Annotated in this window: 27 protein-coding genes and 1 riboswitch; of the genes, 17 read left to right on the top strand and 10 right to left on the bottom strand. The window is 37.9% G+C overall.

Features of this window, described 5'->3' with window-relative positions:
- Nucleotides 1–42 precede the first annotated feature (42 nt).
- Both recG and Q1K78_RS06415 read right to left on the bottom strand, forming a co-directional pair.
- Nucleotides 43–2,124: an ATP-dependent DNA helicase RecG gene (recG, locus tag Q1K78_RS06410; protein ID WP_300175599.1), complete on the bottom strand. Its 2,082-nt coding sequence runs from the start codon at nt 2,122–2,124 to the stop codon at nt 43–45.
- Nucleotides 2,125–2,140: 16 nt separating this feature from the next.
- Nucleotides 2,141–2,473 carry a DUF2500 domain-containing protein gene (locus tag Q1K78_RS06415; protein WP_300175601.1) on the bottom strand — a complete coding sequence of 111 codons (333 nt, stop codon included), beginning with the start codon at nt 2,471–2,473 and terminating at the stop codon, nt 2,141–2,143.
- Between the two features lie 296 nt (nt 2,474–2,769).
- Between Q1K78_RS06415 and Q1K78_RS06420 the strand changes: the two genes are divergently transcribed.
- Nucleotides 2,770–3,135: a DUF4145 domain-containing protein gene (locus Q1K78_RS06420; RefSeq protein WP_300175603.1), complete on the top strand. Its 366-nt coding sequence runs from the start codon at nt 2,770–2,772 to the stop codon at nt 3,133–3,135.
- A gap of 830 nt (nt 3,136–3,965) precedes the next feature.
- On the top strand, nt 3,966–4,208 hold the full coding sequence (locus tag Q1K78_RS06425; protein ID WP_300175605.1) for a YecH family metal-binding protein: 243 nt from the start codon (nt 3,966–3,968) through the stop codon (nt 4,206–4,208).
- A gap of 53 nt (nt 4,209–4,261) precedes the next feature.
- On the opposite strand, the gene Q1K78_RS06430 is transcribed toward Q1K78_RS06425, so the two are convergent.
- From Q1K78_RS06430 to rsmD, 3 genes are all read right to left on the bottom strand, one after another.
- Entirely contained in the window at nt 4,262–4,855 is a 594-nt protein-coding gene (locus Q1K78_RS06430; protein WP_300175606.1) for a YhgN family NAAT transporter, read from the bottom strand.
- 139 nt (nt 4,856–4,994) lie between these two features.
- A complete protein-coding gene (locus tag Q1K78_RS06435) occupies nt 4,995–5,267 on the bottom strand; it encodes a DUF1145 domain-containing protein (protein WP_105056957.1) in 273 nt (90 codons plus the stop codon).
- The gene (rsmD, locus tag Q1K78_RS06440) at nt 5,268–5,870 is read right to left on the bottom strand and encodes a 16S rRNA (guanine(966)-N(2))-methyltransferase RsmD (protein WP_300175611.1); all 603 of its coding nucleotides are present in this window, start codon (nt 5,868–5,870) and stop codon (nt 5,268–5,270) included.
- 70 nt (nt 5,871–5,940) lie between these two features.
- Here rsmD and ftsY point away from each other — a divergent pair, with 70 nt between their 5' ends.
- The 6 genes from ftsY to glpG all read left to right on the top strand — a co-directional run bounded on the left by ftsY (nt 5,941) and on the right by glpG (nt 11,477).
- A complete protein-coding gene (gene ftsY, locus Q1K78_RS06445) occupies nt 5,941–7,191 on the top strand; it encodes a signal recognition particle-docking protein FtsY (protein WP_300175613.1) in 1,251 nt (416 codons plus the stop codon).
- Between the two features lie 3 nt (nt 7,192–7,194).
- Nucleotides 7,195–7,863, top strand: coding sequence for a cell division ATP-binding protein FtsE (gene ftsE, locus Q1K78_RS06450; RefSeq protein ID WP_060993993.1), 669 nt, complete (start codon nt 7,195–7,197; stop codon nt 7,861–7,863).
- The gene (ftsX, locus tag Q1K78_RS06455) at nt 7,856–8,809 is read left to right on the top strand and encodes a permease-like cell division protein FtsX (protein WP_300175617.1); all 954 of its coding nucleotides are present in this window, start codon (nt 7,856–7,858) and stop codon (nt 8,807–8,809) included. The genes ftsE and ftsX overlap by 8 nt, the downstream gene beginning before the upstream one ends.
- 218 nt (nt 8,810–9,027) lie before the next feature.
- The gene (rpoH, locus tag Q1K78_RS06460) at nt 9,028–9,888 is read left to right on the top strand and encodes an RNA polymerase sigma factor RpoH (RefSeq protein ID WP_300175619.1); all 861 of its coding nucleotides are present in this window, start codon (nt 9,028–9,030) and stop codon (nt 9,886–9,888) included.
- A gap of 425 nt (nt 9,889–10,313) precedes the next feature.
- Nucleotides 10,314–10,637: a thiosulfate sulfurtransferase GlpE gene (glpE, locus tag Q1K78_RS06465; RefSeq protein ID WP_300175621.1), complete on the top strand. Its 324-nt coding sequence runs from the start codon at nt 10,314–10,316 to the stop codon at nt 10,635–10,637.
- Between the two features lie 6 nt (nt 10,638–10,643).
- Nucleotides 10,644–11,477, top strand: a complete 834-nt coding sequence (gene glpG / locus Q1K78_RS06470) for a rhomboid family intramembrane serine protease GlpG (RefSeq protein WP_300175623.1) — start codon at nt 10,644–10,646, stop codon at nt 11,475–11,477.
- Between the two features lie 73 nt (nt 11,478–11,550).
- Here glpG and Q1K78_RS06475 read toward each other — a convergent pair whose 3' ends face one another.
- The gene (locus Q1K78_RS06475) at nt 11,551–11,961 is read right to left on the bottom strand and encodes a flagellar basal body-associated protein FliL (protein WP_300175625.1); all 411 of its coding nucleotides are present in this window, start codon (nt 11,959–11,961) and stop codon (nt 11,551–11,553) included.
- Nucleotides 11,962–12,082: 121 nt separating this feature from the next.
- Here Q1K78_RS06475 and Q1K78_RS06480 point away from each other — a divergent pair, with 121 nt between their 5' ends.
- Nucleotides 12,083–12,622, top strand: a complete 540-nt coding sequence (locus tag Q1K78_RS06480; RefSeq protein ID WP_300175627.1) for a chorismate lyase — start codon at nt 12,083–12,085, stop codon at nt 12,620–12,622.
- Nucleotides 12,622–13,479, top strand: coding sequence for a 4-hydroxybenzoate octaprenyltransferase (ubiA, locus tag Q1K78_RS06485; protein WP_300175629.1), 858 nt, complete (start codon nt 12,622–12,624; stop codon nt 13,477–13,479). The genes Q1K78_RS06480 and ubiA overlap by 1 nt, the downstream gene beginning before the upstream one ends.
- 84 nt (nt 13,480–13,563) lie before the next feature.
- Here ubiA and plsB read toward each other — a convergent pair whose 3' ends face one another.
- A complete protein-coding gene (gene plsB / locus Q1K78_RS06490) occupies nt 13,564–15,987 on the bottom strand; it encodes a glycerol-3-phosphate 1-O-acyltransferase PlsB (protein WP_300175631.1) in 2,424 nt (807 codons plus the stop codon).
- Nucleotides 15,988–16,228: 241 nt separating this feature from the next.
- Between plsB and lexA the strand changes: the two genes are divergently transcribed.
- Together lexA and Q1K78_RS06500 are read left to right on the top strand one after the other, a co-directional pair.
- Nucleotides 16,229–16,849, top strand: coding sequence for a transcriptional repressor LexA (lexA, locus tag Q1K78_RS06495; RefSeq protein ID WP_300175633.1), 621 nt, complete (start codon nt 16,229–16,231; stop codon nt 16,847–16,849).
- 139 nt (nt 16,850–16,988) lie between these two features.
- A complete protein-coding gene (locus tag Q1K78_RS06500; protein WP_300175635.1) occupies nt 16,989–17,783 on the top strand; it encodes a class I SAM-dependent methyltransferase in 795 nt (264 codons plus the stop codon).
- A 154-nt stretch (nt 17,784–17,937) separates the two neighbouring features.
- Here the strand turns inward: Q1K78_RS06500 and sthA are convergent, their stop codons facing one another.
- On the bottom strand, nt 17,938–19,353 hold the full coding sequence (gene sthA / locus Q1K78_RS06505; protein WP_300175637.1) for a Si-specific NAD(P)(+) transhydrogenase: 1,416 nt from the start codon (nt 19,351–19,353) through the stop codon (nt 17,938–17,940).
- A gap of 237 nt (nt 19,354–19,590) precedes the next feature.
- On the opposite strand from sthA, the gene fabR reads away from it, so the two are divergent.
- Together fabR and Q1K78_RS06515 are read left to right on the top strand one after the other, a co-directional pair.
- Nucleotides 19,591–20,268, top strand: coding sequence for an HTH-type transcriptional repressor FabR (gene fabR / locus Q1K78_RS06510; RefSeq protein ID WP_300175639.1), 678 nt, complete (start codon nt 19,591–19,593; stop codon nt 20,266–20,268).
- Nucleotides 20,269–20,319: 51 nt separating this feature from the next.
- Nucleotides 20,320–20,694 (top strand): YijD family membrane protein, encoded by a 375-nt coding sequence (locus Q1K78_RS06515; RefSeq protein ID WP_300175641.1) that lies wholly within the window; start codon nt 20,320–20,322, stop codon nt 20,692–20,694.
- A gap of 104 nt (nt 20,695–20,798) precedes the next feature.
- Here the strand turns inward: Q1K78_RS06515 and trmA are convergent, their stop codons facing one another.
- On the bottom strand, nt 20,799–21,905 hold the full coding sequence (gene trmA, locus Q1K78_RS06520) for a tRNA (uridine(54)-C5)-methyltransferase TrmA (protein WP_300175643.1): 1,107 nt from the start codon (nt 21,903–21,905) through the stop codon (nt 20,799–20,801).
- Between the two features lie 148 nt (nt 21,906–22,053).
- Nucleotides 22,054–22,282: riboswitch (cobalamin riboswitch) on the top strand.
- Between the two features lie 45 nt (nt 22,283–22,327).
- Here trmA and Q1K78_RS06525 point away from each other — a divergent pair.
- The 3 genes from Q1K78_RS06525 to murI all read left to right on the top strand — a co-directional run bounded on the left by Q1K78_RS06525 (nt 22,328) and on the right by murI (nt 25,721).
- Nucleotides 22,328–24,148 (top strand): TonB-dependent receptor, encoded by a 1,821-nt coding sequence (locus tag Q1K78_RS06525; protein ID WP_300175645.1) that lies wholly within the window; start codon nt 22,328–22,330, stop codon nt 24,146–24,148.
- A 49-nt stretch (nt 24,149–24,197) separates the two neighbouring features.
- On the top strand, nt 24,198–24,869 hold the full coding sequence (locus tag Q1K78_RS06530) for an ATPase (protein WP_300175647.1): 672 nt from the start codon (nt 24,198–24,200) through the stop codon (nt 24,867–24,869).
- 63 nt (nt 24,870–24,932) lie between these two features.
- Nucleotides 24,933–25,721 (top strand): glutamate racemase, encoded by a 789-nt coding sequence (gene murI, locus Q1K78_RS06535; protein WP_300175649.1) that lies wholly within the window; start codon nt 24,933–24,935, stop codon nt 25,719–25,721.
- On the opposite strand, the gene Q1K78_RS06540 is transcribed toward murI, so the two are convergent.
- A complete protein-coding gene (locus Q1K78_RS06540; RefSeq protein ID WP_300175651.1) occupies nt 25,684–26,163 on the bottom strand; it encodes an RNA-binding protein in 480 nt (159 codons plus the stop codon). The genes murI and Q1K78_RS06540 overlap by 38 nt on opposite strands.
- Nucleotides 26,164–26,616 lie beyond the last annotated feature (453 nt).

A 26,616-nucleotide genomic window follows, 5' to 3' on the forward strand; every position in this document is an offset into this window, starting at 1 on the left:
ACCTTTTTTGTATCTGCTATTTATGATGATAATGGTAGCTATTTACGCATTTGAATAAATATCTCGATCCCCTAACCAACGTAAAATAATGGCTTTCGCATTATCAGGGTAGTTGTCATGTAAATGACGAGCAATACGTTGAACTTCTGGGATTAAGCGTTGATCTCGCACTAAATCTGCAATTTTGAAATCAGTTAATCCGGTTTGTTTTGTCCCTAATAGTTCTCCGGGACCGCGAATTTCTAAATCTCGCTGAGCAATCACGAACCCATCATTACTTTCACGCAATACACTTAAACGCTTTTGTGCTGTCTTTGATAGCGGGGAATGATAGAGCAGAACACAGTGACTGGCGACAGAGCCTCGACCCACTCGACCACGTAATTGGTGTAATTGAGCTAAGCCTAAACGCTCAGGGTTCTCTATGATCATTAAACTAGAGTTGGGTACGTCAACGCCCACTTCAATAACGGTAGTCGCCACTAACAAGTGAAGTTTACCTTCCTTAAATTCTTGCATAATCTGTTGTTTTTCTTTTGATTTCATTCGACCATGAATCAAACCAATATTCAGTTCAGGCAGTTGTAAGCGTAATGCGTCAGTAGTATCTGAGGCCGCTTGTGCCTCAAGAACCTCGGAATCATCGATTAGAGTACAAACCCAGTACGCTTGTCGTCCATCATTAACACAGGCGCTTCTTACTTTATTTACGATTTCATCGCGTCTTGTATCAGGCAATGCAATCGTTTGAATTGGCGTTCGACCCGGAGGAAGTTCATCAATTATTGATGTTTCTAGATCTGCATACGCGGTCATTGCTAAGGTTCTTGGAATAGGGGTTGCGGTCATGATTAACTGATGTGGGTAACTACCGTCTTTCTTGCCTTTTTCACGTAGTTCTAAGCGTTGATCAACCCCAAAGCGATGCTGCTCATCAATAATAACTAAAGCAAGGTGATGAAACTCAACGTGTTGCTGAAAGAGTGCGTGAGTACCCACTATCATTCTTGCTTCACCACTGGCAATGCGAGCTAATTCTTTTTCTTTTGCTTTTCCTGTCAATTTACCTGCTAACCAACCAATGGGTATGCCCATGCTTTCAAACCAATTACCAAAGTTTGCAGCGTGTTGCTCTGCTAATAACTCGGTTGGTGCCATTAAGACGACTTGATAGCCATGTTCAATCGCTTGTACTGCTGCTAATGCGGCAACTAAGGTTTTACCTGAGCCAACATCACCTTGAACTAAACGCATCATTGGGTGTGGTTTTGTTAAGTCTTGTTCTATCTCTGCCACAACACGTTGTTGAGCATCGGTAGGAGTGAAAGGCAGTTGAGCTAATAATTTTTGTTTTAAATTCGTTACTGTTGCCAGGGGTAATGCTTTTTCTTGCTGGCCTTTACTGCGTACTGAAAGCATTGAAAGATTCTGAGCCAGCAATTCTTCCATAATTAAACGTTGTTGCGCTGGGTGCTTTCCTTCATCAAACGCATCAAGGTTAATTGAGGGGTCAGGACGATGAATAATATGCAGTGCTTGGTTTAGTGTGATTTGGTTGTTATACAAACCTTGAGGCAATAACTCAGCAACGGCTGCTTTATCTAGTAGCTCTAACGCTTGGTCGGTCAAACTGCGTAGTGTGTTTTGACGCAGACCATCAGTTGTTGGATAGATAGGCGTTAATGTGGCTTCTATGTCTAAAGGTTTAGAGGGAGTATGGAATTGATATTCAGGATGAACGATCTCTAAACCACTTCCGCCACGCTTAATTTCACCATAGGCATGAACCAGTTTTCCTTCATCGAAGCTGTTTTTCATTCCTGCATTGAAATTAAAAAAGCGTAAGGTGATGGTTCCGTTGCCGTCGCTAATTTTGACCAACAGCATTTTTCGTTTGCCAAATTGCATATCACAAGACATTACGTTGCCTTGAACCGCTGCAAATAAACCAGAGTGAACTCGTGCCATTGGGTAAACACGAGTTCTGTCTTCATAACGGAGAGGAAGGTGAAACAATAAGTCTTGAATAGTGAACAACCCAATTTTTTGGAGCTTTTCTGCTACTTTGGCTCCAACACCAGAAAGAGAGGTTAATGGAATAGCAGAAAGCATTGCGTTGGTCATAGTGAATTTCCTAGAGTTAATCTCGCTTTAAAGCAAAGTGATGAAATTTTCGCCCTTGATAGGTCATTATACCTTTATCTCCAGGATTTAGAGCATGAAAATAGTGAACGCCGATTTCAAATTCTCTTTTTGGTCCGAATTTTCCTTTCTGCACGTATATCCAAAACTCTTGGTCTTCTTCTCCGGGTTGTGTATCTGGGATTTCTATTATTTGCTTATCTAGAATTGTTACTTTCGCTTTCATTTCCGGTGCGTTATCACCCAAAATAAATTTAGTTTGAAATCGCTGAAATAATATCGCAGCAATTAAAATAAATACGAGCAAAAGAATGATGTAAGTAACTGGCATGATTTTCCTTAAACTTGCGAGTATGTGTATATTAACTTGGTTATTCTAACGTTTATAAATTTATAGATAAGGCGTATTTGTTCTGTTTGTGCGAGTTTTCAGATTATTGTATCGATATTTTTTTGTGATAGAAAAAATCAAGTGTGAACTGGGATCTGGCTCGAATACTGTTAATACATTATCCTCTATTATTTTATGGAGTAACTTAAAGAATCTTAAGGATCAGAAAGAGAAATAGACGATAGAGTGGTATAAAATAGGAGGAGACATTTAAGGCTAAAGATTAGGAGAGTGATATGTCTGATATTGATCTTGTTGTAAAACAAAGTCGAAAAATTGAAGCTTTATTAAAGGCACATTATCACGCTGAAGGAAAAGGACTTCACCAACTTATTACCAGTTGTGAGGAGCGCTTGCCTCATGAGGTAATCGGTAAATTGCGTTTTATTGCAACTATGAGAAATAAGGTAGTGCATGAGGATGGGTATAAGCTGGAAGATAAGTCGGCTTTCAAAGCAACATGTAATGAAATGACCGATATTTTGACTCCGAGGGCAAGCCGCTTTCTATGGAAGCTAGTTGGAGGGATCGTTCTAATATCCACCTTACTATCTATCGCTATGTATTTGATTCATTGGGATAATATAAAGGATTTGTTCTAGAGTGTTATTTCAAGCATAAAAAAACGGACGCTAATGCGTCCGTTTTTTCATATAAACTTATTTGAATGTATATCAGTACATCATTGGCAGAGTCATTAGTCCAACAACTACGGCGATCATCATAAGTCCTTGTTTTTGCGATGAAGTAATCATTATTATGCTCCTTTAATGTCTTCAATCATTGCTTGATAAATAGAATAACATCGTTTTTGGTTGTTGATCAAGTGTAGAGTGCTCAAAAGCTTAAAAAAATAACTTTTCTATGACAAAAGTAGCAGTTTGGTAGTTGGTTAAGGTGTCTTTTTATCTGTTGGTATTGTGGTTTATTGTGTGTTCTTTATGTTAACTCGGTTTAAGTTGTTGATAGGTAAGTGTTTATATTGATTTTTTATGGTTTAATAATTGAACGTATAGTTTGTTGATTGTTTTGTGCCTTACCCTCTCTCTGGTCTTATACTTAGGTTTTTATGTTTTTTATGAACGGTATGGCCCGGTATTTATAACTGTGTATTATGTTATTAAGGGAAGTATTAGTATTAATTTTATCAAAACTTTAAATTTTAAAGCGATTTTTTTCTTATGTTTTCTTGTGAAATTAACAATAAAGGTTTTAACTGTTTGTTTTTAATGTAATTTATTGTCACTTCTTGGTGTTTAATATGTAAGCAATATTTTGTGTAGGCCCGCTTTCATGCTTTTGAGTCTATCTGAGTGGCTAACTGGACTTTACTGCGGAGGGGGTGAAATATCGAAATGAATGAGATCGATCAGGTAAGAGAGAATATTTTTTGTTATGCTATGAATTCGTTTGTTTAAAAAAGAATGAATATATGAAGCAAGATATCCATGGTCACGTAGTTCTAAATCTCTTATTGGAGGCTCCTGAGCCCCTTTCTCGTTTAGTGCTAGAAGAGAAAATAGAAACAGAGTTTGGTAGTGATGTATGTTTTCATACTTGCAGCCAGCAAGATTTAAGCTTAAATGAATTGCTTGAGTTTCTTTTATCGAAAAGAAAGGTTGTGGAAGTTGATGCGGGGTTAACTGCAAATCCTGACCGTATGTGTAATCATTAATATAGATATAAAAAAAGGTCGCATGAATACGACCTTTTTCATGTAGCCAAGGCTTATACGTGTGTAAAGTAGCTCGTAATTCCATCTAGGAACATTTGTACTGAAATCATAAGTAACAACATCCCCATTAGTCTTTCTATTGCTGCTAGGCCCTTTTCTCCCACAATGCGTTGGAATAACTCTGAGAACATTAAAATGACAGTAGTTAAAGACCAAGCACCTAATAACGCTAAACTCCAATCAACCATGCGATCTGGTTCTTGGTGAGCAAGCAATAGTAAAGTGGCTAGAATTGAAGGCCCTGCAATCATAGGGATAGCTAAAGGGACGATTAAAGGTTCATCACCTGCACCTAAGCTAGCACCTAATCCACCTTCTGGTGGAAAAATCATTTTCAAGCCAATCAAAAACAAAATAATCGCGCCAGAAATAGAAACTGCTTCCTTTTTCAAACTTAGGAAATTGAGTATCTGTTCTCCCATAAAAAGAAACGCCATCATAATAGCCAGAGCGATAAGAAGTTCTCGAATTAAAATAATACGTCTTCTTTTCTTTTCGACATGTTTAAGGATAGAAGTAAAAACAGGTAAGTTACCCATTGGGTCCATGATCAGAAAAAGCATGACCGCGGCAGAAAGTGTTTCCATAAATGAGTACCACAATTAAAATCGTAAAAATAGGCCGGGATCATAACATAGATAGTTAATTGAAATTGATGGGAAGAATGAGGTCAGGAGGAAAAAAAGGAGCAATACATGCTCCTTAATTTAATTGCTTGATAGGATGTTATTTATCCATCATGTGCTTTTTTCTGATATCGAGTAAAGCAAAAACCCCAAAGATAAGAATCGACCATTTTTCCCATCGGCTCATTGATATCTTATCGCCAAATGCCCCAATGAAGATAAGCATTTGCAGGCCGTGCATCATGAATAAAAAAGCAGTCAGGATATAAAGTGCGATTGCGCCTTTTCCTGGAAATGGCATAAATAGGTTAAGTAATAATATTAACCAAACACCTCCTAGAGCGATTTTGGTTAGAATGATCAATCCTTTCATCTATTCCTCTCTTTCATATAATTTAAACGTGACCTGTCCAGCCGTTTTATCTCGGTGTAAGCGCCAATGAGCAGGAACGGGTAATGAGCTGAGTTCTTTTTCTGCTTCAATATATATCATGGCGTTTGCCGCTAACCATCCATTATTTTCTAATTTTGTTAGCGTTACTTCTAATAAATCTTTTCTAAATGGAGGATCAATAAAAACAACATCAAATGGTGTTGCTACTTTATCTAAAAAAGTAAGTGCGTCAATATGGTGTAGTTCAATATTATCGGCTTTTAAGCTTTCGGCATTTTGTTTTAATTGACCATGTGCTTGCTTGTTTAATTCCAACATAACGACGTTTTCAGCGCCACGTGAAGCGGCTTCAAACCCTAAACTACCGCTACCTGAAAAAAGGTCTAAACAGCGGGCACGAGGAATATCTTGAGCTAACCAGTTAAAAACCGTTTCTTTTACTCGGTCTGTTGTTGGTCTTAATCCTTCTACATCATGCACAGGAAGTTTGCGTCCACGCCAGCGTCCGCTGATAATACGAATGCTTCCAGAGCGCCCATTTGTGCCAGAAGTGCGAGATGAATGTTGTTTACGTTTAAGCATAGATTTTTTGACCGCTCAGAAAGTGATAGTATACGAGAAAATTGTACCAATTTAATTCTAGGATTTCCCAATGACAGGCAAAAAGAAACGCGGATTATTGTCTTGGTTAGGTTTTGGTGATGAAGAAAAAGCCGAACAACCAACCGTAGACCAACAATCAGTAGAAAATACCGATACTCTTTCTCAAGCACCATCTTTAGAAGACAGTGCTGCTGAGAGTGTAGTGGAAGATGCTGAACTTGAACAGTGTAAAGCGAATGAAGAGTCAACAGAAAGCAACGATACTGTTGTCGATGATGTTTCTGAAGAAGGCGCTGAGAAAGTAGAACAACAAGTTGAAGAACCGCTTGTTGAATTGAATACAGAGTCTGTAATAGAAGAAGTACAAGAAAAACCAACAGAAAGCTTTTTTGCTCGATTAAAACGCAGTTTACAACGCACTAAAGAAAATATTGGTGCAGGTTTCTTTGGTTTATTTAGTGGTAAAAAAATCGATGACGATCTATTTGAAGAATTAGAAGAGCAGTTATTGATTGCTGATGTGGGTATGGATACCACGATTAAAATCATTAATAGCTTAACGGAAAAAGCAAGCAAACGTGATTTGAAAGATGGTGAAGCTTTATACAGTCTACTAAAAGAAGAAATGGCTGAGATTTTAGTTAAAGTGGAACAACCGTTAAAAATCGATGGAACGAATATGCCTCACGTTATTTTAATGGTTGGGGTAAATGGGGTTGGTAAAACAACAACAATTGGTAAGTTAGCAAAGCAGTTCCAGAATGATGGTAAATCGGTCATTTTAGCGGCAGGTGATACCTTCCGTGCGGCGGCGGTTGAGCAACTTCAAGTATGGGGTCAACGTAACGACGTTCCTGTGATTGCACAACACACAGGAGCAGACAGTGCTTCGGTGATTTATGATGCTATTGAAGCCGCAAAAGCACGAAAAGTAGATATTGTTATTGCAGATACTGCGGGTCGTCTCCAAAATAAGAGTCATTTAATGGAAGAATTGCGTAAAATCGTCCGTGTAATGCAGAAGATTGACCCAACAGCACCGCATGAAGTGATGCTAACGCTTGATGCCGGTACGGGACAAAATGCCATTAGCCAAGCCAAATTATTTAGTGATGTTGCGCCAGTTACTGGTATTACGTTAACTAAATTAGACGGTACTGCAAAAGGTGGGGTTATCTTTTCTATTGCCGATCAATTTCAGATCCCAATTCGTTATATTGGTGTTGGTGAAGGTATTGATGATTTACGTCCGTTTGTGGCGCAAGATTTTATTGATGCATTGTTTAGTCGTGAGGAATAACGCGTGATTCGATTTCAGCAAGTGTCGAAAGCCTACCGAGGTGGGCGTCCAGCATTACAAAAAGTAAATTTTCACCTTAATAGAGGTGAGATGGCTTTTTTAAGTGGTCATTCAGGTGCAGGTAAAAGTACCTTGCTGAAATTGATCTGTGCTATTGAGCGCCCAAGTGATGGCAAGATTTTATTTAATGGCCATGACATTACTAAGATCTCTAACCAAGACATTCCTTTTTTACGTCGTAATATCGGGATTGTATTTCAAGATCATAAATTATTAATGAATCGAACCGTGTTTGATAATGTAGCATTACCAATGCGTGTTGAGTCGGTTCGAGAAAATGATATTAAACGTCGTGTTTCGGCTGCTTTGGATAAAACTGGCCTGTTAGATAAAGCCAAAAGTTACCCAATGCAATTGTCTGGTGGTGAACAACAGCGTGTCGGTATTGCGCGAGCAGTGGTAAATAAACCAATGTTATTGTTAGCCGATGAGCCAACAGGTAATTTAGATCCTCAGTTATCTCGCCAAGTATTTAATTTGTTTGCTGAGTTTAACCGAGTTGGAGTGAGTGTATTAATGGCGTCGCATGATTTGTCGTTAATTGGTGGTAATAAATACCGTCGTTTTGATTTACACCAAGGTTGTTTACGTGAGGTTTCTGATCATGGCTAAGCGTAAACCGAAAAATACCCAAGGGGCATCAAACGATGGGTTTTGGGCTACTCATAAGAAACAAGCAAAACTGTCTTTTCAAGAGTTGTTACGTCGTCCTCTAGGTAATTTACTGACATTAGCCGTTATTGCTATGTCATTAACCTTGCCATCAAGCATGTATTTAGTCGGTAAGAACCTAACAATTGTTGCTTCAAAATGGCAGGCGTCTTCACAGATGAGTTTGTATTTACAGCAAGAAGTGACTGAATCTAAAGTTCAAGCGTTGAAATCAGATCTTGAAGATTGGAAAGAAATAGATGTGGTTCAATACATCTCTCCGCAAGAGGGGTTAAAAGAACTGAGCGAGCATTCAGGCTTTGAACAGGCATTAACGCTGTTAGATAGTAACCCTCTACCAGCAGTATTAATTGTCTCGCCAAAAACAGAATGGCAGAGTACAGAACAAATAAATCAACTAGTTAGTCGTTTGAAACAACAGTCTTATGTGAATGAAGTTCGTTTAGATGATGATTGGCTAGCTAGATTAGATGCGATTAAGCATGTTGCGGTTGTAGTCGCAACGACGCTTGCGATTCTAATGTTTGTGGCGGTCTTTTTAATTATCGGTAATACATTACGCTTTAATGTATTAGAGCAAAAAGATGAAATTCAAGTCATGAAGTTAGTTGGCGCAACGAATACCTTTATTTTACGTCCATATTTATATACCGGTATGTGGTTTGGATTACTGGGGGGGGTGTCTGCTTGGTTATTTACAGCGCTAATCACAGTGACGTTAAATGGTGCGGTTGATAATGTAGCGGTACTTTATGACAGTGTATTTAGATTGGTTGGGCTAACGTGGGATGAAAGCTTACTATTATTGATGTTGTCGTCATTCTTAGGTTTACTTGCCGCTCGTATTTCGGTATTGCGCCATCTAAAAGAGATTGAGCCAGTTTAAGTTATAAAGATCATTTTTACCTAATAAGATCTTATGAACCGTTAATTTATTGAATTAGCGGTTTTTTTGTATTTTTTTTGTTAAAAAGTGAACTTAGTTAACAGAAATTAGTCCATAAAGTGTGGATAATTCTCCGCCTTTCACTTGCAGTCTGTTTGCTTTAAGTACATCATTGCAAGGTTAAGTTAAGTTACACCTAGATATAAATGGGGATTTGAATGTCGAAAGAGATGTATTCAATGGCTGCTATTTCACAAGATAGTGTAGACAGCTATTTGCGTTCTGTTAATACTTATCCGATGCTAACGGTAGCGGAAGAGCGTGAACTGGCTGAGCGTTTACACTACAAAGAAGAAATAGAAGCTGCGAAAGAGCTAATTTTATCTCATCTTCGCTTCGTCGTGCATGTTGCTCGTGGTTATTCTGGTTATGGCCTACCTTTAGCGGATCTTATCCAAGAAGGTAACGTTGGCTTAATGAAAGCAGTAAAACGTTTTAACCCTGAAGTGGGTGTGCGTTTGGTTTCTTTTGCTGTGCATTGGATTAAAGCTGAAATTCATGAATACGTATTAAGAAATTGGCGTATTGTGAAAGTAGCAACGACGAAAGCACAACGTAAACTGTTTTTTAATTTAAGAAAGAATAAAAAACGTCTTGGTTGGTTTAATAACGGCGAAGTCGAAGCGGTAGCTAAAGATCTTGGTGTTGCGCCCTCAGAAGTTAGAGAGATGGAATCCCGTCTTGCTGCACAAGATTCTACCTTTGAAGCTCCAGCGGAAGATGATGACCGTGATATGGCCTTTACGGCACCAGTTTACTACTTAGAAGATAAGCAATCAGATATTGCTCATTCTCTAGAAGAAGATAACTGGGAAGATTACACCAATAATCGTTTAGCGAATGCAATTGCAACCCTAGATGACCGTAGTCAACATATTGTACAATCTCGCTGGCTAACTGATCAAAAAGTAACGTTACAAGAATTGGCAGATACTTATCAAGTATCTGCAGAGCGTATTCGTCAACTTGAAAAAAATGCCATGAAAAAGCTGAAAGATGCTGTTGGCGATGTGTTGTAGTTAAATAAATTTTAATGAAAGGCTGACTTCGAAAGAGGTCAGCCTTTTTTTTGTTTTAAATAATGGATCACCTATTTTTGAATAGGCAGAAAATATCTTGTGTATAAGTAGGCTAGTTATCTGTTTAGATCTTGTATTTATTAGGGGAAATCTAGGTGATATAAAGGGTTAGGTGTAAAATTACTATCCACAAATTAAAAAGGATCTTTACTACATGTAGTGGATCGATTTCTATAAAAACACTTTATCAACGTAATCCACAAGCTTTTCCACAGACGGTTAAAAAACAAGCAAATAAATTGATGGGTAAAAAGTATGTGGATAACAAGTCTGTGCATAACTTTTATTAATCCCTACGTACTCTGTGTTTTTCTTGTGGTTAATCAGGAGTACAATAAATAAAAAATAGAGAGAAAAGGCCTAAAATGGAACAGTTTCAACATATCTCAGTCGTAGATGCTCAAGAAAAGCTAAATCATCAAGATCTTAATGCGGTAATCGTAGACACTAGGGATCCTCAATCTTTCGTTCGAGGGCATGCTCCTGGGGCATTTCATTTAACCAATGATACGATTGTGGAATTAATGAATACCGTTGATTTTGAACAACCAGTATTAGTGATGTGTTATCACGGCAACAGTAGCCAAGGTGCGGCGCAATATCTCATTAATCAAGGTTATGATGAAGTGTATAGTGTAGATGGTGGATTTGAAGGTTGGCATAAAGCAGGATTACCTGTGGAGAAATAAAATTATATGCAGAGACTAATTACATTATCTAACCCAAGAGCAGGGCAGGCGTTTATTGATTATATGGCTGCACGCCAGATTGATATTAGAATGATGCCAGAGGGAGAAGGTCAGTTTGCTCTATGGGTGGTGTCTGATGATACTTATTTATTGGAGGTAGAATCAGAATTGCAGGCTTTTTTAAGTAATCCTAACGATACTAAATATCAGTCTGCATCATGGGAGATGGCGGAGTCCCGAACCGCTAAATTTACTTATGGATCTCCTGATTTTATTAAGATGATCAAAGCGAAAGCTGGGGTGTTTACTTTAGTGATCATGGTTGTTTGTATTGTGATTTTCATATTACAACAATTGGGTTGGAATAATGTGATTTTTCAAGCGTTGCATTTTCCTGCTAACCAAACGCAAAGTATCGAAATATGGCGTTGGTTTAGCCATGCACTGCTTCACTTCTCTGCAATGCACATCATTTTTAATTTATTATGGTGGTGGCAACTGGGTGGTGATATTGAATTACGATTGGGTAGAACAAAGCTCGTTCAATTGTTTCTGTTTTCTGCGCTGTTTTCTGGGTTGGGACAATACTGGATAGAAGGGGCCAATTTTGGTGGGTTATCTGGGGTTGTATATGCTCTGCTAGGTTACTCATGGTTTATCGGTTGGTTAGCACCAGAGAAAGGCATTTCAGTCTCTAAGCCTATTGTAGGGTTTATGCTGGTATGGATTATCTTAGGTTATGCTCAACCTTTTATGGCTATCGCTAATACAGCGCATCTTGCAGGATTAATTACTGGGTGTGTTATTGCATTCATAGACAGTAAATTGAAAAAAACATAGTTATTGCATCATCTATATAAAATGAGCGAGGTAGAAATACATCGCTCATTTTTTCATGTCTAACTCTAGTCTTTTATTGATAAATATATTTAGTGAAAAGTAAATCTACCGCTAAGGTTTTTCCTGTTTCAGTCAATAGAACTTCATTGATTGCTGTTAAGCATTCTTTTCGGATCTCTTCTCGACCAGCTAGTGATTTAATACGTTGTTCTGGTTGTTGACCAAGTACTTCGACCAGGGCATTTCGAATTTGTGGATTATGGTGCTCTAAGTTTGGTAACTCACGGTTATCTGCCACTAGAATATCAACTCGAACTTGAATGTAGCCGAGCTTTTTTCCTTTTGTGACAAAGTTGGTTGTTAAGTCTGGTGCTAAAGTAAAGTAGCCCATTTGAGGTGCTCCCCCTTCCTCTGCCAAAACAGCAGGAGAAAAAAGTTGGCTAATAATTAGCAGCAACCCTAAAAATAATGATTTCTTTGTCATTTTCTAATCCATTCGTCAGTCAATTTATTATATTACTTGCTACAATAGTCGGCCGTTGTGAGAAAAAATTAACCGTTATCTCTAAATATAATCAATATATGTGAGAGATGTTATAGAGAATATGTCAGATATCAATTTTTGGTGTGCTTCTGTGCTTAAAAAAGTGCAATGGCAAGAGGCCGATACCTTTGAGTGTCATAATGAATGGCAGCAATACTGGCTGCTTGGATTAGATTCATTATCACGCCGTTTAGAACAACATTGCCAATTGTTGTCTGTATCGGTATTAGATAATACACACGTGAACCCAGAAACATTAACCGAAACGGAATTAGACCTTCTTGGTAATGAAGTGTGTTTGCGTCGAAAAGTTATTCTAAAGGGAGATCAAAAGTCATGGGTATATGGTAGAACGTTAATCCCGTTATCATCGCTTCAAGACCAGCTGCACGATTTAACTCGTCAAGGTCATGTGCCATTAGGTATTACCGTGTTTAGTGCCCAAAGTGCACACAGAGATAAGCTACAGGTCGGCAAAATTGAAACAGAACAAGGAATGTTATTTGCTCGACGTTCTCGATTATGGATGAATGAAAAGCCTATGTTGGTGGCGGAATTGTTTTTACCTAACGCGCCTATTTACTCAAAGGAAATTGAATAATGACCACGTCAAAAGCACAAGCGTTTTGGCAATTAACTCGAATGAATCGTCCTATTGGTTCTTTATTGCTTTTATGGCCAACGTTGTGGGCATTGTTTTTAGCAGCAGATGGATTACCTGATTGGCATGTACTGATTGTATTTGTATTGGGTGTTTTATTTATGCGCTCTGCTGGGTGTGTGATTAATGATTTTGCTGATCGTAAAGTGGATGGTCATGTAAAGCGTACCGCTAATCGTCCATTACCTTCTGGATTAATTTCATCAAAAGAAGCATTAATTCTTTTTGCCGTTTTAGTGTTGTGTTCATTTTTACTCGTGTTAACCATGAACACGTTAACGATTATGCTTTCGGGGATTGGTATCGTTCTCGCGGTTGCTTATCCTTTTATGAAACGAGTAACTTACTTGCCTCAATTTGTTCTTGGATTAGCATTTAGTTGGGCTATCCCAATGGCATACGCAGCAGAATCTAATCAAGTACCACCAGAAGCTTGGTTGTTGTTTGTGATTAACGCATTATGGACCATTGCTTATGATACCCAGTATGCGATGGTGGATAGGGATGATGATCTTAAGATTGGTATTAAATCGACAGCGATATTGTTTGGTCGGTTCGATAAGCTCATCATAGGCCTACTGCAATTAAGCGTCTTGACGTTATTGATTATTCTTGGTACTCAGTTAGCTCTTTCAAGTGTGTATTATTGGGGAGTGTTAGCGGCGGCTGGTTTTTTTGTTTATCAACAATGGTTGATTAAAGGTCGTGAAAGAGATGCATGCTTTAAAGCGTTTTTAAATAATAATTATGTGGGTGGCTTGGTATTTATTGCTATCAGTGCAAGTGTTCTGATTTAAATTATCCTCATTTATTAAAAAGAAAAGCCAGTAGGATACTTTCAATAAGAAATGTCATACTGGCTTTTTTGTATCTAAAGAAAATTAATCTTCTTTGTTCATAACCGCTTGGATTGTTAACTTAATCTCTGGAGTTAATAATTTCGAGATATCGTGCGCGAATGGTGCAACTTTCTCAAGTACAGCATTCCCATTGCTATCCAGGTAGCCTTCTGTTTTTAAACTATTAAACAAGATACCAAAAACGCCTTTGTCAAAGAACTCTGGGGCATTGATACCATGTAGACGACTTAGACGCTGAGCCATGATTTGGCTTTGTTCTTCTAATTCGCTTTTATCTAATTCAGGAGACGCTTGCAGGTGCGTAAGGGCAATTGCGTAGCGCTGTAGTGTTTCTGAAATAGTATGAGCTAGTAGATGAAGCTTCCGAATATTGGTTGAGTTAAGTTGTAAAAGCCCATCTTTTTGTACAATCAACTTCTGACGAATGAGTTCTTCAATATGTTGATTTACCACATCGTTTAATCCATCTTCTTCATAATGCAAAAATAATTCAGCTTTGAGAAATGGATAGATTTGTTGAATTTGCTGTTGGATATCATCCACAGAAATAGAACGATGTTGAACAATTAATTTTGCAATCAATGAAGGTAATGCAAATAGATGGATAATGTTGTTACGGTAATACGTCATCAGGATAGATTGGTTTCTATCTAATGAAATAATTTCACCTAACGTATCTTTCTCTATTACGAATTTATCTAAAGCGATAGCGTGCTCTAAGAGTGCTTCTGCACTTTCTGTCGGTACCGTTGCTGTGCCTGAATAAGGGATATTACGTAGTAGCTGTAAATAACAATCCAGTTGTTCAGTCAGGTCTTCTTTGCTTAACGCACGTTGACGAGCGGCCAATAAAGCCGTAGCACATAAGGTTAATGCATTGGCAGCAGCAGCATCATTAATGTGCGTCATCATCTTATTAGCAATGCCATTAACGACAGGTGTCATCCATTCTGGTTTTTGTGGCTCAATTGGATTAATTGATTCAGACCAGTTCGGCGCATGCTCATTTAAATAATGATTTAAAGAGATTGGCTCACCAAAGTTTACATAGCCTTGGCCAAAGTTACGTAGTTTTCTAAGCGTACGTAGAACTTGTCCTGCATTTTCTTTTTCTTTGCGCTTACCTTGCAGCTCTTTGGCGTAGGTTGTTACTTCCATAACGTGTTCATAGCCAATGTATACCGGTACGAGTGTTACTGGGCGATTTAAGCCGCGTAACATTGCTTGTACTGTCATCGCTAACATACCGGTTTTTGCTTCCAATAAGCGACCTGTACGAGAACGCCCACCTTCACTGAAATATTCCACTGAATAGCCTTTAGCAAAAAGCTCTGCTAAATATTCACGGAAAATAGTTGAATAAAGACGATTGCCTTTGAAGCTACGACGAATAAAGAAAGCACCGCCACGACGGAAAATTGGTCCAGCAGGGAAGAAGTTTAAGTTAATACCTGCGGCAATGTGTGGTGGCACTAATCCTTCATGGTAAAGCACATAAGAAAGTAATAGGTAATCCATGTGGCTACGATGACAAGGAACGTAAACAATCTCGTGGCCTTCTTGTGCTAATTTACGCACAGTAGCCGCGTTATTGATGTTTAAACCTTGGTATAAACGATTCCATAGCCATTTGAGTAGGCGGTTACCATTCTTGATGAGTGAATAAGAAAAATTAGTAGCGATCTCTTCCATGATCCCCATGGCTTCTTTACGTACTTTTTCTACGTCTACATTGCGTATTTTTGCTTCTTCTAAGATGACTTTCTCTATCGCTTGAGATTTTAATAAGCGATTAAAGAGTGCTTGGCGATTAGGAAGATTAGGCCCTGATGCCGCTAGTTTTTGGCGAGAGAAGTGAATTTTGGCCACTCGAGCTAGCTTATGAGCAATTGCTTCATCCGCACCGTGATTGTCTGCCATGTAGCGTAAAGAGACCACAGGGCTAATACGAACGGTTGAATCACGACCGGCTTTAATTAGTGTGATAAATTTTTGAGGCGCGTTAAGTGGCATTAAGTGAGGTTTACTTGTGCCTTCTTTGCCTGGTCTTCTTCCCCATAAAATAGAGGTCGGAATTAATTGGAAGTCTGCATTTGGATTGTCTGCATGGTATTTCAATACGATTTTAAATAAATCAAGAGACTCTTGTGGCAAATCATCATCTGTTTCAAATATTTTTGGACCAACAGAGGTGAAGACGTAACGAGGGTATTCAACTCCATCCATTTCAAGTGGAGAAAGAGGATCGGGTAGCCCTAACTCTAATGCGCTTTTTTGTAGGGTTAGTAAATCAACATGCGAGCGAAATGGCAGTGCATAAATGATTGGACGCTCAAGATCGATCTTAAGGTCTTCAATTGGATTCGATGGAATCGAGCTGCTTTTCACCATTACCGATAGTGGTAATTTTAGCAAAGAGTGATAAATAGTTTGTCCTGTAGACATAATGACAATAACGCCTTAGTTATGTACCGAGCAGTCGGTTATATATAGATGCTTACAATTTGTTGGCAAGAATAGCAGAACTGGTCAAACCTTTTAATAAAAATGAACACATAATCCCCAATAGCACGACTAATATGTCAGAAAAGAGGCTTAGTTTGACTTATTTTTAATCAGTAGGTCTTTCCAAGCATAGCACAGCTGTATATACTCACAGTTAACTGTATAAACAAACAGGTGAGTTATGAAGCCACTAACGGCAAGACAGCAAGAAGTTTTTGAGCTAATCAAAGCAAAAATTGATGACTCTGGAATGCCACCTACACGTGCAGAGATTGCTCGTGAGTTGGGGTTTCGTTCAGCTAATGCAGCAGAAGAGCATTTAAAAGCGCTTGCTCGTAAGCAGGTTATTGAAATTATTCCTGGTGCCTCTCGAGGTATCCGTATTCTTTTACAAGAAGCTGAAAGTGAAGATCTTGGTATTCCTCTAATTGGTCAAGTTGCAGCGGGTGAACCTATCCTTGCTCAAGAGCACGTAGAGAGCCATTACCAAGTCGATCCTAGTATGTTTAAACCACAAGCTGATTTCTTGTTGCGAGTAAACGGCGAAAGCATGAAGAACATCGGGATTATGGACGGTGATTTACTCGCGGTACATAAAACACAAGATGTTCGTGATGGGCAAGTGGTTGTTGCTAGAGTCGATGATGATGTAACGGTAAAACGTTTAGAGCGAAAAGGCTCTATGGTTTTTCTTCATGCTGAGAACGAAGAATTCTCTCCAATTGAAGTTGATTTAACATCACAAAGTTTAAGTATTGAAGGTCTGGCTGTCGGTGTTATTCGCAGCACGACGTGGATGTAATATAAAATCAAGATAATTGGCTGAGTTACTACTTAGGAAGTTATTATTAAATTGTCATTATCGCTTGTTGAGATGAAATAGCGCTTTACAAGTGGTAATGATAGTTATTATCATCTAGTCTATTTTATAGGAGATGATAATGACACAGCGCGGCCATAAAATCCCTTCTCGTTTACTTCAGCCTCTTTGGTTGAGAAGTCGCGAAAGTATGATCGACAATGGATTGATTTATGATCCTATCGCTGCTGCAGCATGTCGACATTGTCACCTTTCTTTAGAGTGCCTCTCTGGAGATATCGATCAAAAACAATTACTACACGCCACGCTTACTGTTCAATGTGACCAACAAGTATCACAATTTCTTAAACGCCACCCTTCTGGTTGGGTCATTAATGTTGGTGCTGGATTAGATACTCGATTTTATCGTTTGGATAATGGTCGATGTCATTGGCTTGAATTAGATATCAATGAAAACCTTCTTTGGCGTCAAAAGTTGTTTCATACTAACGAGCGTTATTATTTACGCTGTGGTTCTGCGATGGAAGACGGTTGGGTAGATAATCTCCCCGTACCTAATGAGGTGCCTTTAATGATTGTCTGCGAGCATGCCTTATTAGAATGTAACGAAATACAATTAGCTAAATTTATTCAATTATTAGGTCGCCGTTTCCATCATGCTGAAGCGTTATTCGTGGTGGCGGGTGATCGTTGTAATACTATGATGGGCAAAAAGCTCGGTAGCATTGAGTATAAGCATGGATTGTATCAACCAAAAAAACATTTTATTGGTTGGCTGCCTTGGATAGATAATTTATCAGTAAAATCACCTATTGAGCATGATTGCGGAAGATGGAAAGCATGGCAGCGATGGTTGGTTAAATTCCCATTATTTAAACATCGTGTTACTCCGTTGCTAATCCATATGAATTGGTAATTGTACGATACAGTGTGGCTAGGCAATACATTCAATTAAGCGATTACCTTTTCTATTTAATGTAAAAAGCATTTTTCCTATCATAGGCCAAATGCTCTATTCGTTTGATAGTTAAATAAAAAAGGATTAAGTTATGCTTAATTCTTGTTGTCATTTAAAAGAGTCGGTTTAACCCATTTAAAGCGGCAACACGATAGGCTTCAGCCATTGTTGGATAGTTGAATGTAGTATTGACAAAGTACTCAATACTATTTGCGTCGCCTTTTTGTTCCATAATAGCCTGACCGATATGAATGATTTCTGCTGCACGTTCACCAAAGCAATGTATCCCTAAAATTTCTTTGGTTTCGCGATGGAAAAGAATTTTCAAACTACCAATATCCATTCCTGCAATTTGAGCGCGAGCTAAATGTTTGAAAGATGCTCTTCCTACTTCATAAGGTACTTTCGCTGCTGTTAATTCTTGTTCTGTTTTACCTACGGAACTGATTTCAGGAATGGTATAAATACCAGTAGGGATATGATCAATTAGTTGAGCTTCTGCTTTTCCTTTAGTAATCGCTTGAGCGGTAAAGCGGCCTTGATCATAAGCGGCACTTGCAAGGCTAGGATAACCAATAACATCACCAACGGCATAAATGTGATCAACTAGGGTTTGATAGCTACCATTTACCTTAAGCTGTCCACGAGAATCCGCTTCAAGATCAACTGCTGATAGGTTTAATTTGTCGGTATTCCCCGTTCTGCCATTAGCAAATAAGATACAGTCGGCTTTCATTTTTTTACCAGATTCAAGGTGCATGACAATACCGTCATCACTGGCTTCAATCTTTTCAAAAGTTTCATCATTACGAGTAACGATACCACTATTCCAGAAATGGTAAGAGAGCGCGTCGGACATTTCATTGTCTAAGAATGAAAGTAAGCGATCACGAGTATTTACAAGGTCAACTTTAACGCCTAATCCTCTAAAAATAGAGGCGTACTCACTGCCAATTACGCCTGCACCATAAATAATGATATGACGAGGGTCATGTTGCAGAGAAAGGATAGAGTCGCTATCGTAAACTCTGCTATGGTTGAAGTTCACACCTTCTGGGCGGTAAGGGCGAGAACCTGTCGCGATAATAAATTTATCCGCGGTATAAGTTTCAATAGAGCCATCTTTTGCTGTTACAGCAATGGTATTTTTTTCTACAAAACTGGCTTCCCCAAAAATTAATGAACATTGGTTACGATCATAAAATCCTTGTCGCATTCTCGTCTGTTTATCGATAACACTTTTCGCATGACCTAAAATATCCGAAAAAGTGGAGTGAATACTGGTATTATTTTTACAGTAAAGAGGGTTTGAGTTAAATTCAATAATACGGCTAACCGCGTGACGCAGTGCTTTGGATGGTATGGTTCCCCAGTGAGTGCAACCACCGCCAACGCTTGGTTCTCTTTCAATAATAGCAACATTTAAGTTTGCTTTGGTGAGACCCATCGCTGCGCCTTCTCCCCCTGGGCCACTGCCTATTACAATGGCATCAAAATGGGTTGAGTGTGTAGGGCTCGAGTTAGTCATTATTATTAGCGCCTTATTATTATCAATCTCGCAACATTGCTAGTAAGTTATTTTAACCTTTTCATTCGTTTGGTAAATCAAGTGAGTAAGATAGAGTGGAGAGGATCACGTTGTTTATGAAAATCTAGTTGTTTATGAATTTCATTATTTACATCGTTCAATAGACATCGATAATGTGAACTAGCGAAAAGTTTGTGATACTCATCTAATTAAATTGTGCAATATACGGTAAATAATATGTATCCTGAATTTGAAGCTGATGATCTCAATGAAGTATCAGAAGTGAAGCGACCAGTAAGCACCAAAGGTGTAAGAGCACAGCAAAAAGAGAGAACGCGTCGAACGATTATTGATGCTGCTTTTTGCCTATTATGTGCCGAAAGAGGGTTTACGAGTTTAAGTCTACGTGAAGTGACGAGAGAAGCGGGTATTGCTCCGACTTCTTTTTATCGTCACTTTAAAGATATGGACGAACTAGGATTAACCTTAGTAGATGAAGGTGGTTTGATTCTTCGTCAGCTAATGCGACAAGCTCGTCAACGAATTGTGGTTGAAGGTAGTGTGATCCGAACGTCAGTTGAAACCTTTATGGAATTTATTGAAGGTAGCCCAAACGTATTCCGGCTGTTATTACGTGAGCGTTCAGGTACGTCGCCTGCATTTAGAGCAGCTGTAGCAAGAGAGATCCAACATTTTGTTGCGGAACTAACGGAGTATTTGATTGCCACAACAGGTGTTGCTCGTGAAGAAGCGTCTGTTCAAGCTGAAGCATCAGTCACGCTAGTATTTAGCTCTGGAGCAGAAGCGTTAGATCTTGACAATCCTCATAGAGAAGAGCTTTCGCGACGATTGATATTTCAATTACGCATGTTATCTAAAGGTGCTTATTGGTATCGGAAAGAAAATGAAAAATAGAATTTAGATGCATTGATCACAGTGAATCAATGTCTATACGAGGTAATGAACATGACACATGAAAATAGTAGAAATGAACGAAAAACATTAGCGCTATCCGTGGTGACAGGTCTTTGTTTGAATGCTGTGTGGGTTGGTTTTACGGTAACAGAAGTCGCATTTTCAATTTTTCCAATTATAGCATTGGTTCTAGCGGCTCAAGGTTTATACCAAGAATATTTACGTCAGCCGGAAAGTGAAGAGACGTCTTTGGTTGCTATTGCGTGTTTTTTTGTTGGCTTATTTGGACATTCAGCCTTCGTAAAAGCCCAGTATCCTGAAATAGGCTCAAATTTATTCTCAATTATGGTGGCATTAGGATTATTACTTTGGATTGGCGTAAAAATGGATTTGTTGAAGAAGAAAAAAGAAACGACAGAAGTGTAGTGATTCATGTGTAAAATTAATATAGAAAATAATTAGCTTTCGTTTTCAACAGAGAAAGGCTCAGAGTTTAATATTCTGAGCCTTTTTAGTCTGTTTTTTAGCTATTATTTTCTTTCTAAGAAAACGCCAGTTTCCATATGGTGTGTATATGGAAATTGGTCAAAAAGAGCAAAACGAGTAATGTTATGCGTTTTACCTAAAATTTCTAAGTTTTCTTTTAGTGTTTCAGGATTACAAGAAATATACATAATACGTTCATAGCCTTGCACCATTTTACAAGTACCTTCATCCATTCCTGAACGAGGTGGATCGACAAAAATGGTATTACAGTTATAACTCTTCAAATCTACATTTTGATCTTTTAAACGTCTAAATTCTCGTTTACCTTCCATTGCATCAGTAAAGTCTTCAGCGGACATGCGAACAATTTGTACATTATCGATATTATTTACAGCAATATTATATTGAGCTGATTCTACAGAAGGCTTTGCAAGTTCAGTCGCTAAGACACGATCAAAGTTTTTAGCTAACGCTAAAGAGAAATTACCATTACCACAGTAAAGCTCTAGTAAATCCCCTTGGCTGTTTTGAGTACAATCTACAGCCCATTCCAACATTTTTTGAGCAACAATACCGTTAGGTTGTGTAAAGCTGTTTTCAACTTGCTTATAAGTCAAAATATCATCATTTACTTTCATTTTTTCAATAACAAATTCTTGGTCTAGAACAATCTTCATTTTACGAGCGCGACCAATAAGGTTTAAATTAAACCCTTCATTATTCAAACGTTGTTTTAACGCTGCGGCCTCTTCTTTCCAAGCATCATCTAATTGACGGTGATAAAGCATTGAAACTAAGATCTCACCACTTAATGTTGATAAGAAATCTACTTGGAACATTTTATAACGCAGCGTTTTACTTTCTTTAACTGCTTCTGCAAGTAGTGGCATTAAGTCGTTAATAAGACGAGTTGCAGGTAAGAAGTAATCTACACGGTATTTCTCTTTTGTTTTTTGATCGAACATGACGTAATACATATCGTCACCTTCATGCCAAATTCGAAACTCTGCACGCATACGATAGTTTTCAGCAGGAGAAGAAAAAACTTCCAATTCTGGAACGTCAAATTCAGAAAATAAAGCAGACAGTGTTTCTGCTTTTTCATCTAACTGTACTTGATAATTTTCTGGGTTCATGACGGATTGTGTCATTGTTTTGCCTCACGCTGCTCAAAATAAGAGCGCCGATTTTATGCGATAGAGATCTGTTGTCCAGTATTTGTGTGTGATTGGTCGAAACTAATTGGATTTGTGCTGTGATATTAAGCGCATAAACCTAGACAAATATAATGTACGCCATTACTATTCCGGCCATGTTGGTGCGCTATTTTCATATTTGATAATAGCCTGAAAAGGGAATCTGGTGAAAATCCAGAACTGACGCGCAGCGGTAAGAGAGAACGAAGGTACAGCATTATTCACACTGTTGTTTTTCTATATGGATCTATATAGATATAAATGATGGGAAGTGAGTACCGTAGGCTAACTGCTCTCAAGTCCGAATACCTGCCAGCAATAAGTAATGCATCACGCATTGCTATATGGACTTAACGCGATTTTAGGAAACAATGGAAATGAAAAAAACTGCCCTTGCGACTGCAATAGTGTCGCTGCTTTCTCACGCCTATACTTCCCCTGTATTTGCACAAAACACCACAACTGAAACTGATGAGACTATGGTTGTCACTGCTAATCGATTTGAGCAGTCGGAGTCATCAATATTAGCATCCGTTAGTGTTGTAACAAAAGAAGAAATTGAACTACTTCAAGCAAAAACGTTAACTGAGGTTCTTAGATATATCCCGGGAATTCAGGTTGGAGAAAGCGGAGGCCCCGCGAATACGACATCTGTTTTTTTGCGCGGTAGTGAAAGCAACCATACATTAGTACTTCTTAATGGTATGAAAATTAATAATGCATCTTCGGGAGGTTTTGATTTCTCTATTATTCCTATAGAGACAATTGAGCAAGTTGAAGTAATCAGAGGTCCTAGAGCTGCGGTTTATGGTGCGGATGCTATTGGTGGCGTAATTAATTTAATCACAAAAACTGAAAGTAAAGAAAGTTTCCATCAAATAAAAACAACTGTAGGTAGCGACGCATACTATCAAACGTCTTGGCAGTCCAAAGGGCAACTTAATGATGATACGTATGGTAGCTTTTTAGTTAATTATAAAGAAAGTGATGGATATAATATAAAAGAGGGTACTAGCTCTGACTCTGATAGTGAGTATGGTTATGAATCAAAAGACTTTATAGCATCTATTGATCATAGGTTTACAGATGTTTTATCTATAAATTTTGATGTGTTTTATGTAGATAGCCTAAGTGATTATGATAAATATGGATCTTTTTCAAAGCAAGATTCAGAATTTTTCCAATTTAATACAGAACTAAATTATATTAATGATAATTATTCAAGTGTGGTTAATTTAGCTAAATCTATACAAGAGAATAATTCATACCCAGAAAGTAATTCATCTTTAAACTCTATTTTTAAAACAGATAGATCTACCTTTAATTGGTTAAATAGCTACCAATATACGAGTAACTTGGTGATCAATGCAGGTTTAGATTTTACTAATGAAGATGTATCAAGTGGTACGACTGATTACACAAAGAAAGATAGAACAAATAAAGCTGTTTTTGTTACTACAACTGCTGATATTAATGATTTTACTCTTGATGGTAGTTTCCGTTTTGATAAAGATAGTGGGTTTGGAGATTTTACTACATGGTCAGCAGCGCTAGCTTATGCGTTCAATAATCATTTGAAAACGTATGCTAGCTATGGAACAGCTTTTAAAGCCCCTTCATTTTATGATTTATATGATCCTAATAGGGGTAATCCTGAGTTAGACGCAGAGGAATCAAATTCAGCAGAAATTGGACTAATCGGTCAATTCGATGTGATGAATTGGCGCTTGAGTATATTTAACTCTGATATTAAAGATATGATTGTTTATTATGAGCATTTGAACTGGGCTCCAATAAATACTGATGCAGAGATCAAAGGTGTTGAATTTGAGGGTGATTTTACTACGTGGTTCATTGACCATCATATTAGCTTAGCTCTAATGGATCCTAAAGATTCAGAGGGAAAACAGCTTGCACGTCGCGCAAAAGAGACGGGTTCTTGGATAGGCACTTTGGTTCAAGATGAGTGGGATACTTCATTGGGAATGACTTATCAAGGTGATCGTTATTCTGACTATAGTAACAATGATAAATTAGATGCTTATATGTTGTGGAACCTATCTGCAAATTATTATGTAACATCAAAGATGACAATATCAGGAAAAGTAAATAATTTATTTAATGAAGAATATCAAACGGCTTTGGATTACGTAACTCAAGAGCGTAGTTATTATTTAAGTGCTTCATATATTTTTTAATTTTATCCAAACCGCCATTATCGGCGGTTTTTTCTTTTCTGAGGTTTACATGAAAAAGAAAGTCATCATCAGTTGGTCTTCTGGTAAAGATTCAACACTCACTCTTATCCGTCTACTTCAAAATCCTGATTATGAGGTTGTTGCTTTATACACCACACACGTAGCCAATGAAGTCCCTTTTCAAGTTACTCCTATTTCTGTAGTCCACATGCAAGCTGACTTGGCTGGGCTGCCTTTAATTACGATTGAATTGCCTACCGTGTTCCCTGCCAATAATGAATACCAAAATTTAGTCGTAACTGGTTTAAAGGTATGTGGAATTGAGTTTGATGCAGTAGCCTTTGGCGATATGTTTTGTAATGGCATTGTCGAATACCGTAAAAGCTATATAGAAGCAGCCGGTTGGGAGTGTGTTTTTCCATTGGTAGGACAATCAAGTCGTGAGCTAGCAGAAGAAATCATTAGCTGTGGAATTAAAACCATCCTTGTTACAACGGATGGAACTCAGTTAGATAATCAATTCTGTGGTCAAGAATACACAATGCAGCTGCTTTCTGAGTTACCAGTGCAAGTTGATCCATGCGGAGAAGATGGGGAGTTTCATACATTAGTAATAGAGGCTCCTTGTTTTCGTGGCTCTATAGCGTTATCTGATATAAGAGTTGATGAACAAGAGCGATTTACTCATTTGCGCTATCAGGCTTCTGTTTTACAAAAATAGCATTAACGGTATGATTAGAACCTCAATCTTCATATCGACTTTAAAGAGTCTGTGGTTTCAGTTATGCCAAAACATATTTTAATTTTTGATTCAGGTATCGGTGGGTTATCTGTATATAAAGAGATTCAATACCAACTACCTTTAGTAAAGTACATTTATGCTTTTGATAATGCAGGGTTCCCGTATGGCGAACTTACTGAATCGGTATTAATAGAACGTACTACACATATCATTTCTCAGATTTGTGCAAAATTTACGATTGATATAGTTGTGATAGCTTGTAATACCGCCAGTACTATTGTGTTACCAACGCTTAGAGATAAATTATCAATTCCTGTTGTTGGTGTTGTTCCTGCTATAAAACCTGCAGCTCTTGTGTCAACTAAAATTGGTCTTCTTGCTACTCCTGCAACTGTAAAACGAAGCTACACTTATGATTTGATTAAATCATTTGCTCCAATTTCTGACGTTCAGTTATTAGGGTCTACGAGATTAGTTGAAATGGCAGAAGAGAAAATGATAGGTATAGATGTCGACCTTGAAGAGTTAAAAGCTATTCTAGCTCCTTGGCACAGTAAGGTTGATACGATTGTTCTTGGTTGTACTCATTTTCCATTTTTGAGAAATGAAATTAAAAAAGTACTAAGTGATGATGTTTTACTTATTGATTCAGGGGAAGCGATAGCAAGAAGAGTAAAACAATTATTAGGAGATTATAAAGAGGAAGGAAAAGATATGATAAAAGGAGAGGTGTTTTGTAGTGCCTCAACAAAAAATGAAGAGGCACTTAATAAAACATTTCAAGAACTAGGATTTAGTCCTCTTCAATATTTGGGTTACCCGAAGTTTTAGGATCATTCGCAATACGCACTTTAAGTGTACGCTGATCAAATTCGTTATTGTTTAAGTTTTCGATAACGTTATCCGTATCTTTGCTTGCAACAACAACAAAACCAAAGCCTCTTCTTTTACCTGTTCGCTTATCTTTCATTAGGCGAACGGCAAATACATCACCGAATTCAGCAAATAAGTCCTTTACATCTGATTCATTTGCACGGTAAGGCAGATTACCAACATAAAGAGTTGTACTTGCTTGATCTGTAGTTTGAGTATCATCAACAGAAGTATTAGTACTTGTCTTAGTTGGTGCTTTATTAATAGTTAATAGTGTAAAACCTGTAATTACTGCGCCGAAAGCGAAAGCAAAAGCGGGAGATACCGGAAAGAACGAGATTGCACCTGCACCTAGTGCAGCAATAGCAACGATAATTATATTTGAGTTAGTAGATTTCATGATTAGTAATGTCTAATAAAATAAATGGAAAATGATGAGTTAACAATAAAATCACATTGATACTACTTATATTATTTATCAATTGCCAACTAATTAAGTCATTGTTCATTTCTTGTAGGGGTTTTGTGTGAAAAAAAGTGATCTGTGTAGAAAATAATCACTTGGATTATATTGTTTAAAAAATGCTTGCGAATAACTTTGATAGCCCTATAATGCGCCTCGTTCCCAAGAGAAAGCGAAAGCAAAAACGATTGAGAACTTAAGTTTTGAAGTGTTTGAATTAATTTCAAATAAGACTTGACTTAAAAGTCTGGCTCGGTATTATACGCAGCCTGAAACGACGAAGCTGAGAAGCTAAGTAGTTGAAAGACAACGCTCTTTAACAATTTAACCAAATCAATCTGTGTGGGCACTTGTGAGTTGATAATCACTAGTTTGCATTTACTTTTCGGA

It is taken from the genome of uncultured Aliivibrio sp. (genome assembly GCF_946479765.1).
Lineage (GTDB): Bacteria > Pseudomonadota > Gammaproteobacteria > Enterobacterales > Vibrionaceae > Aliivibrio.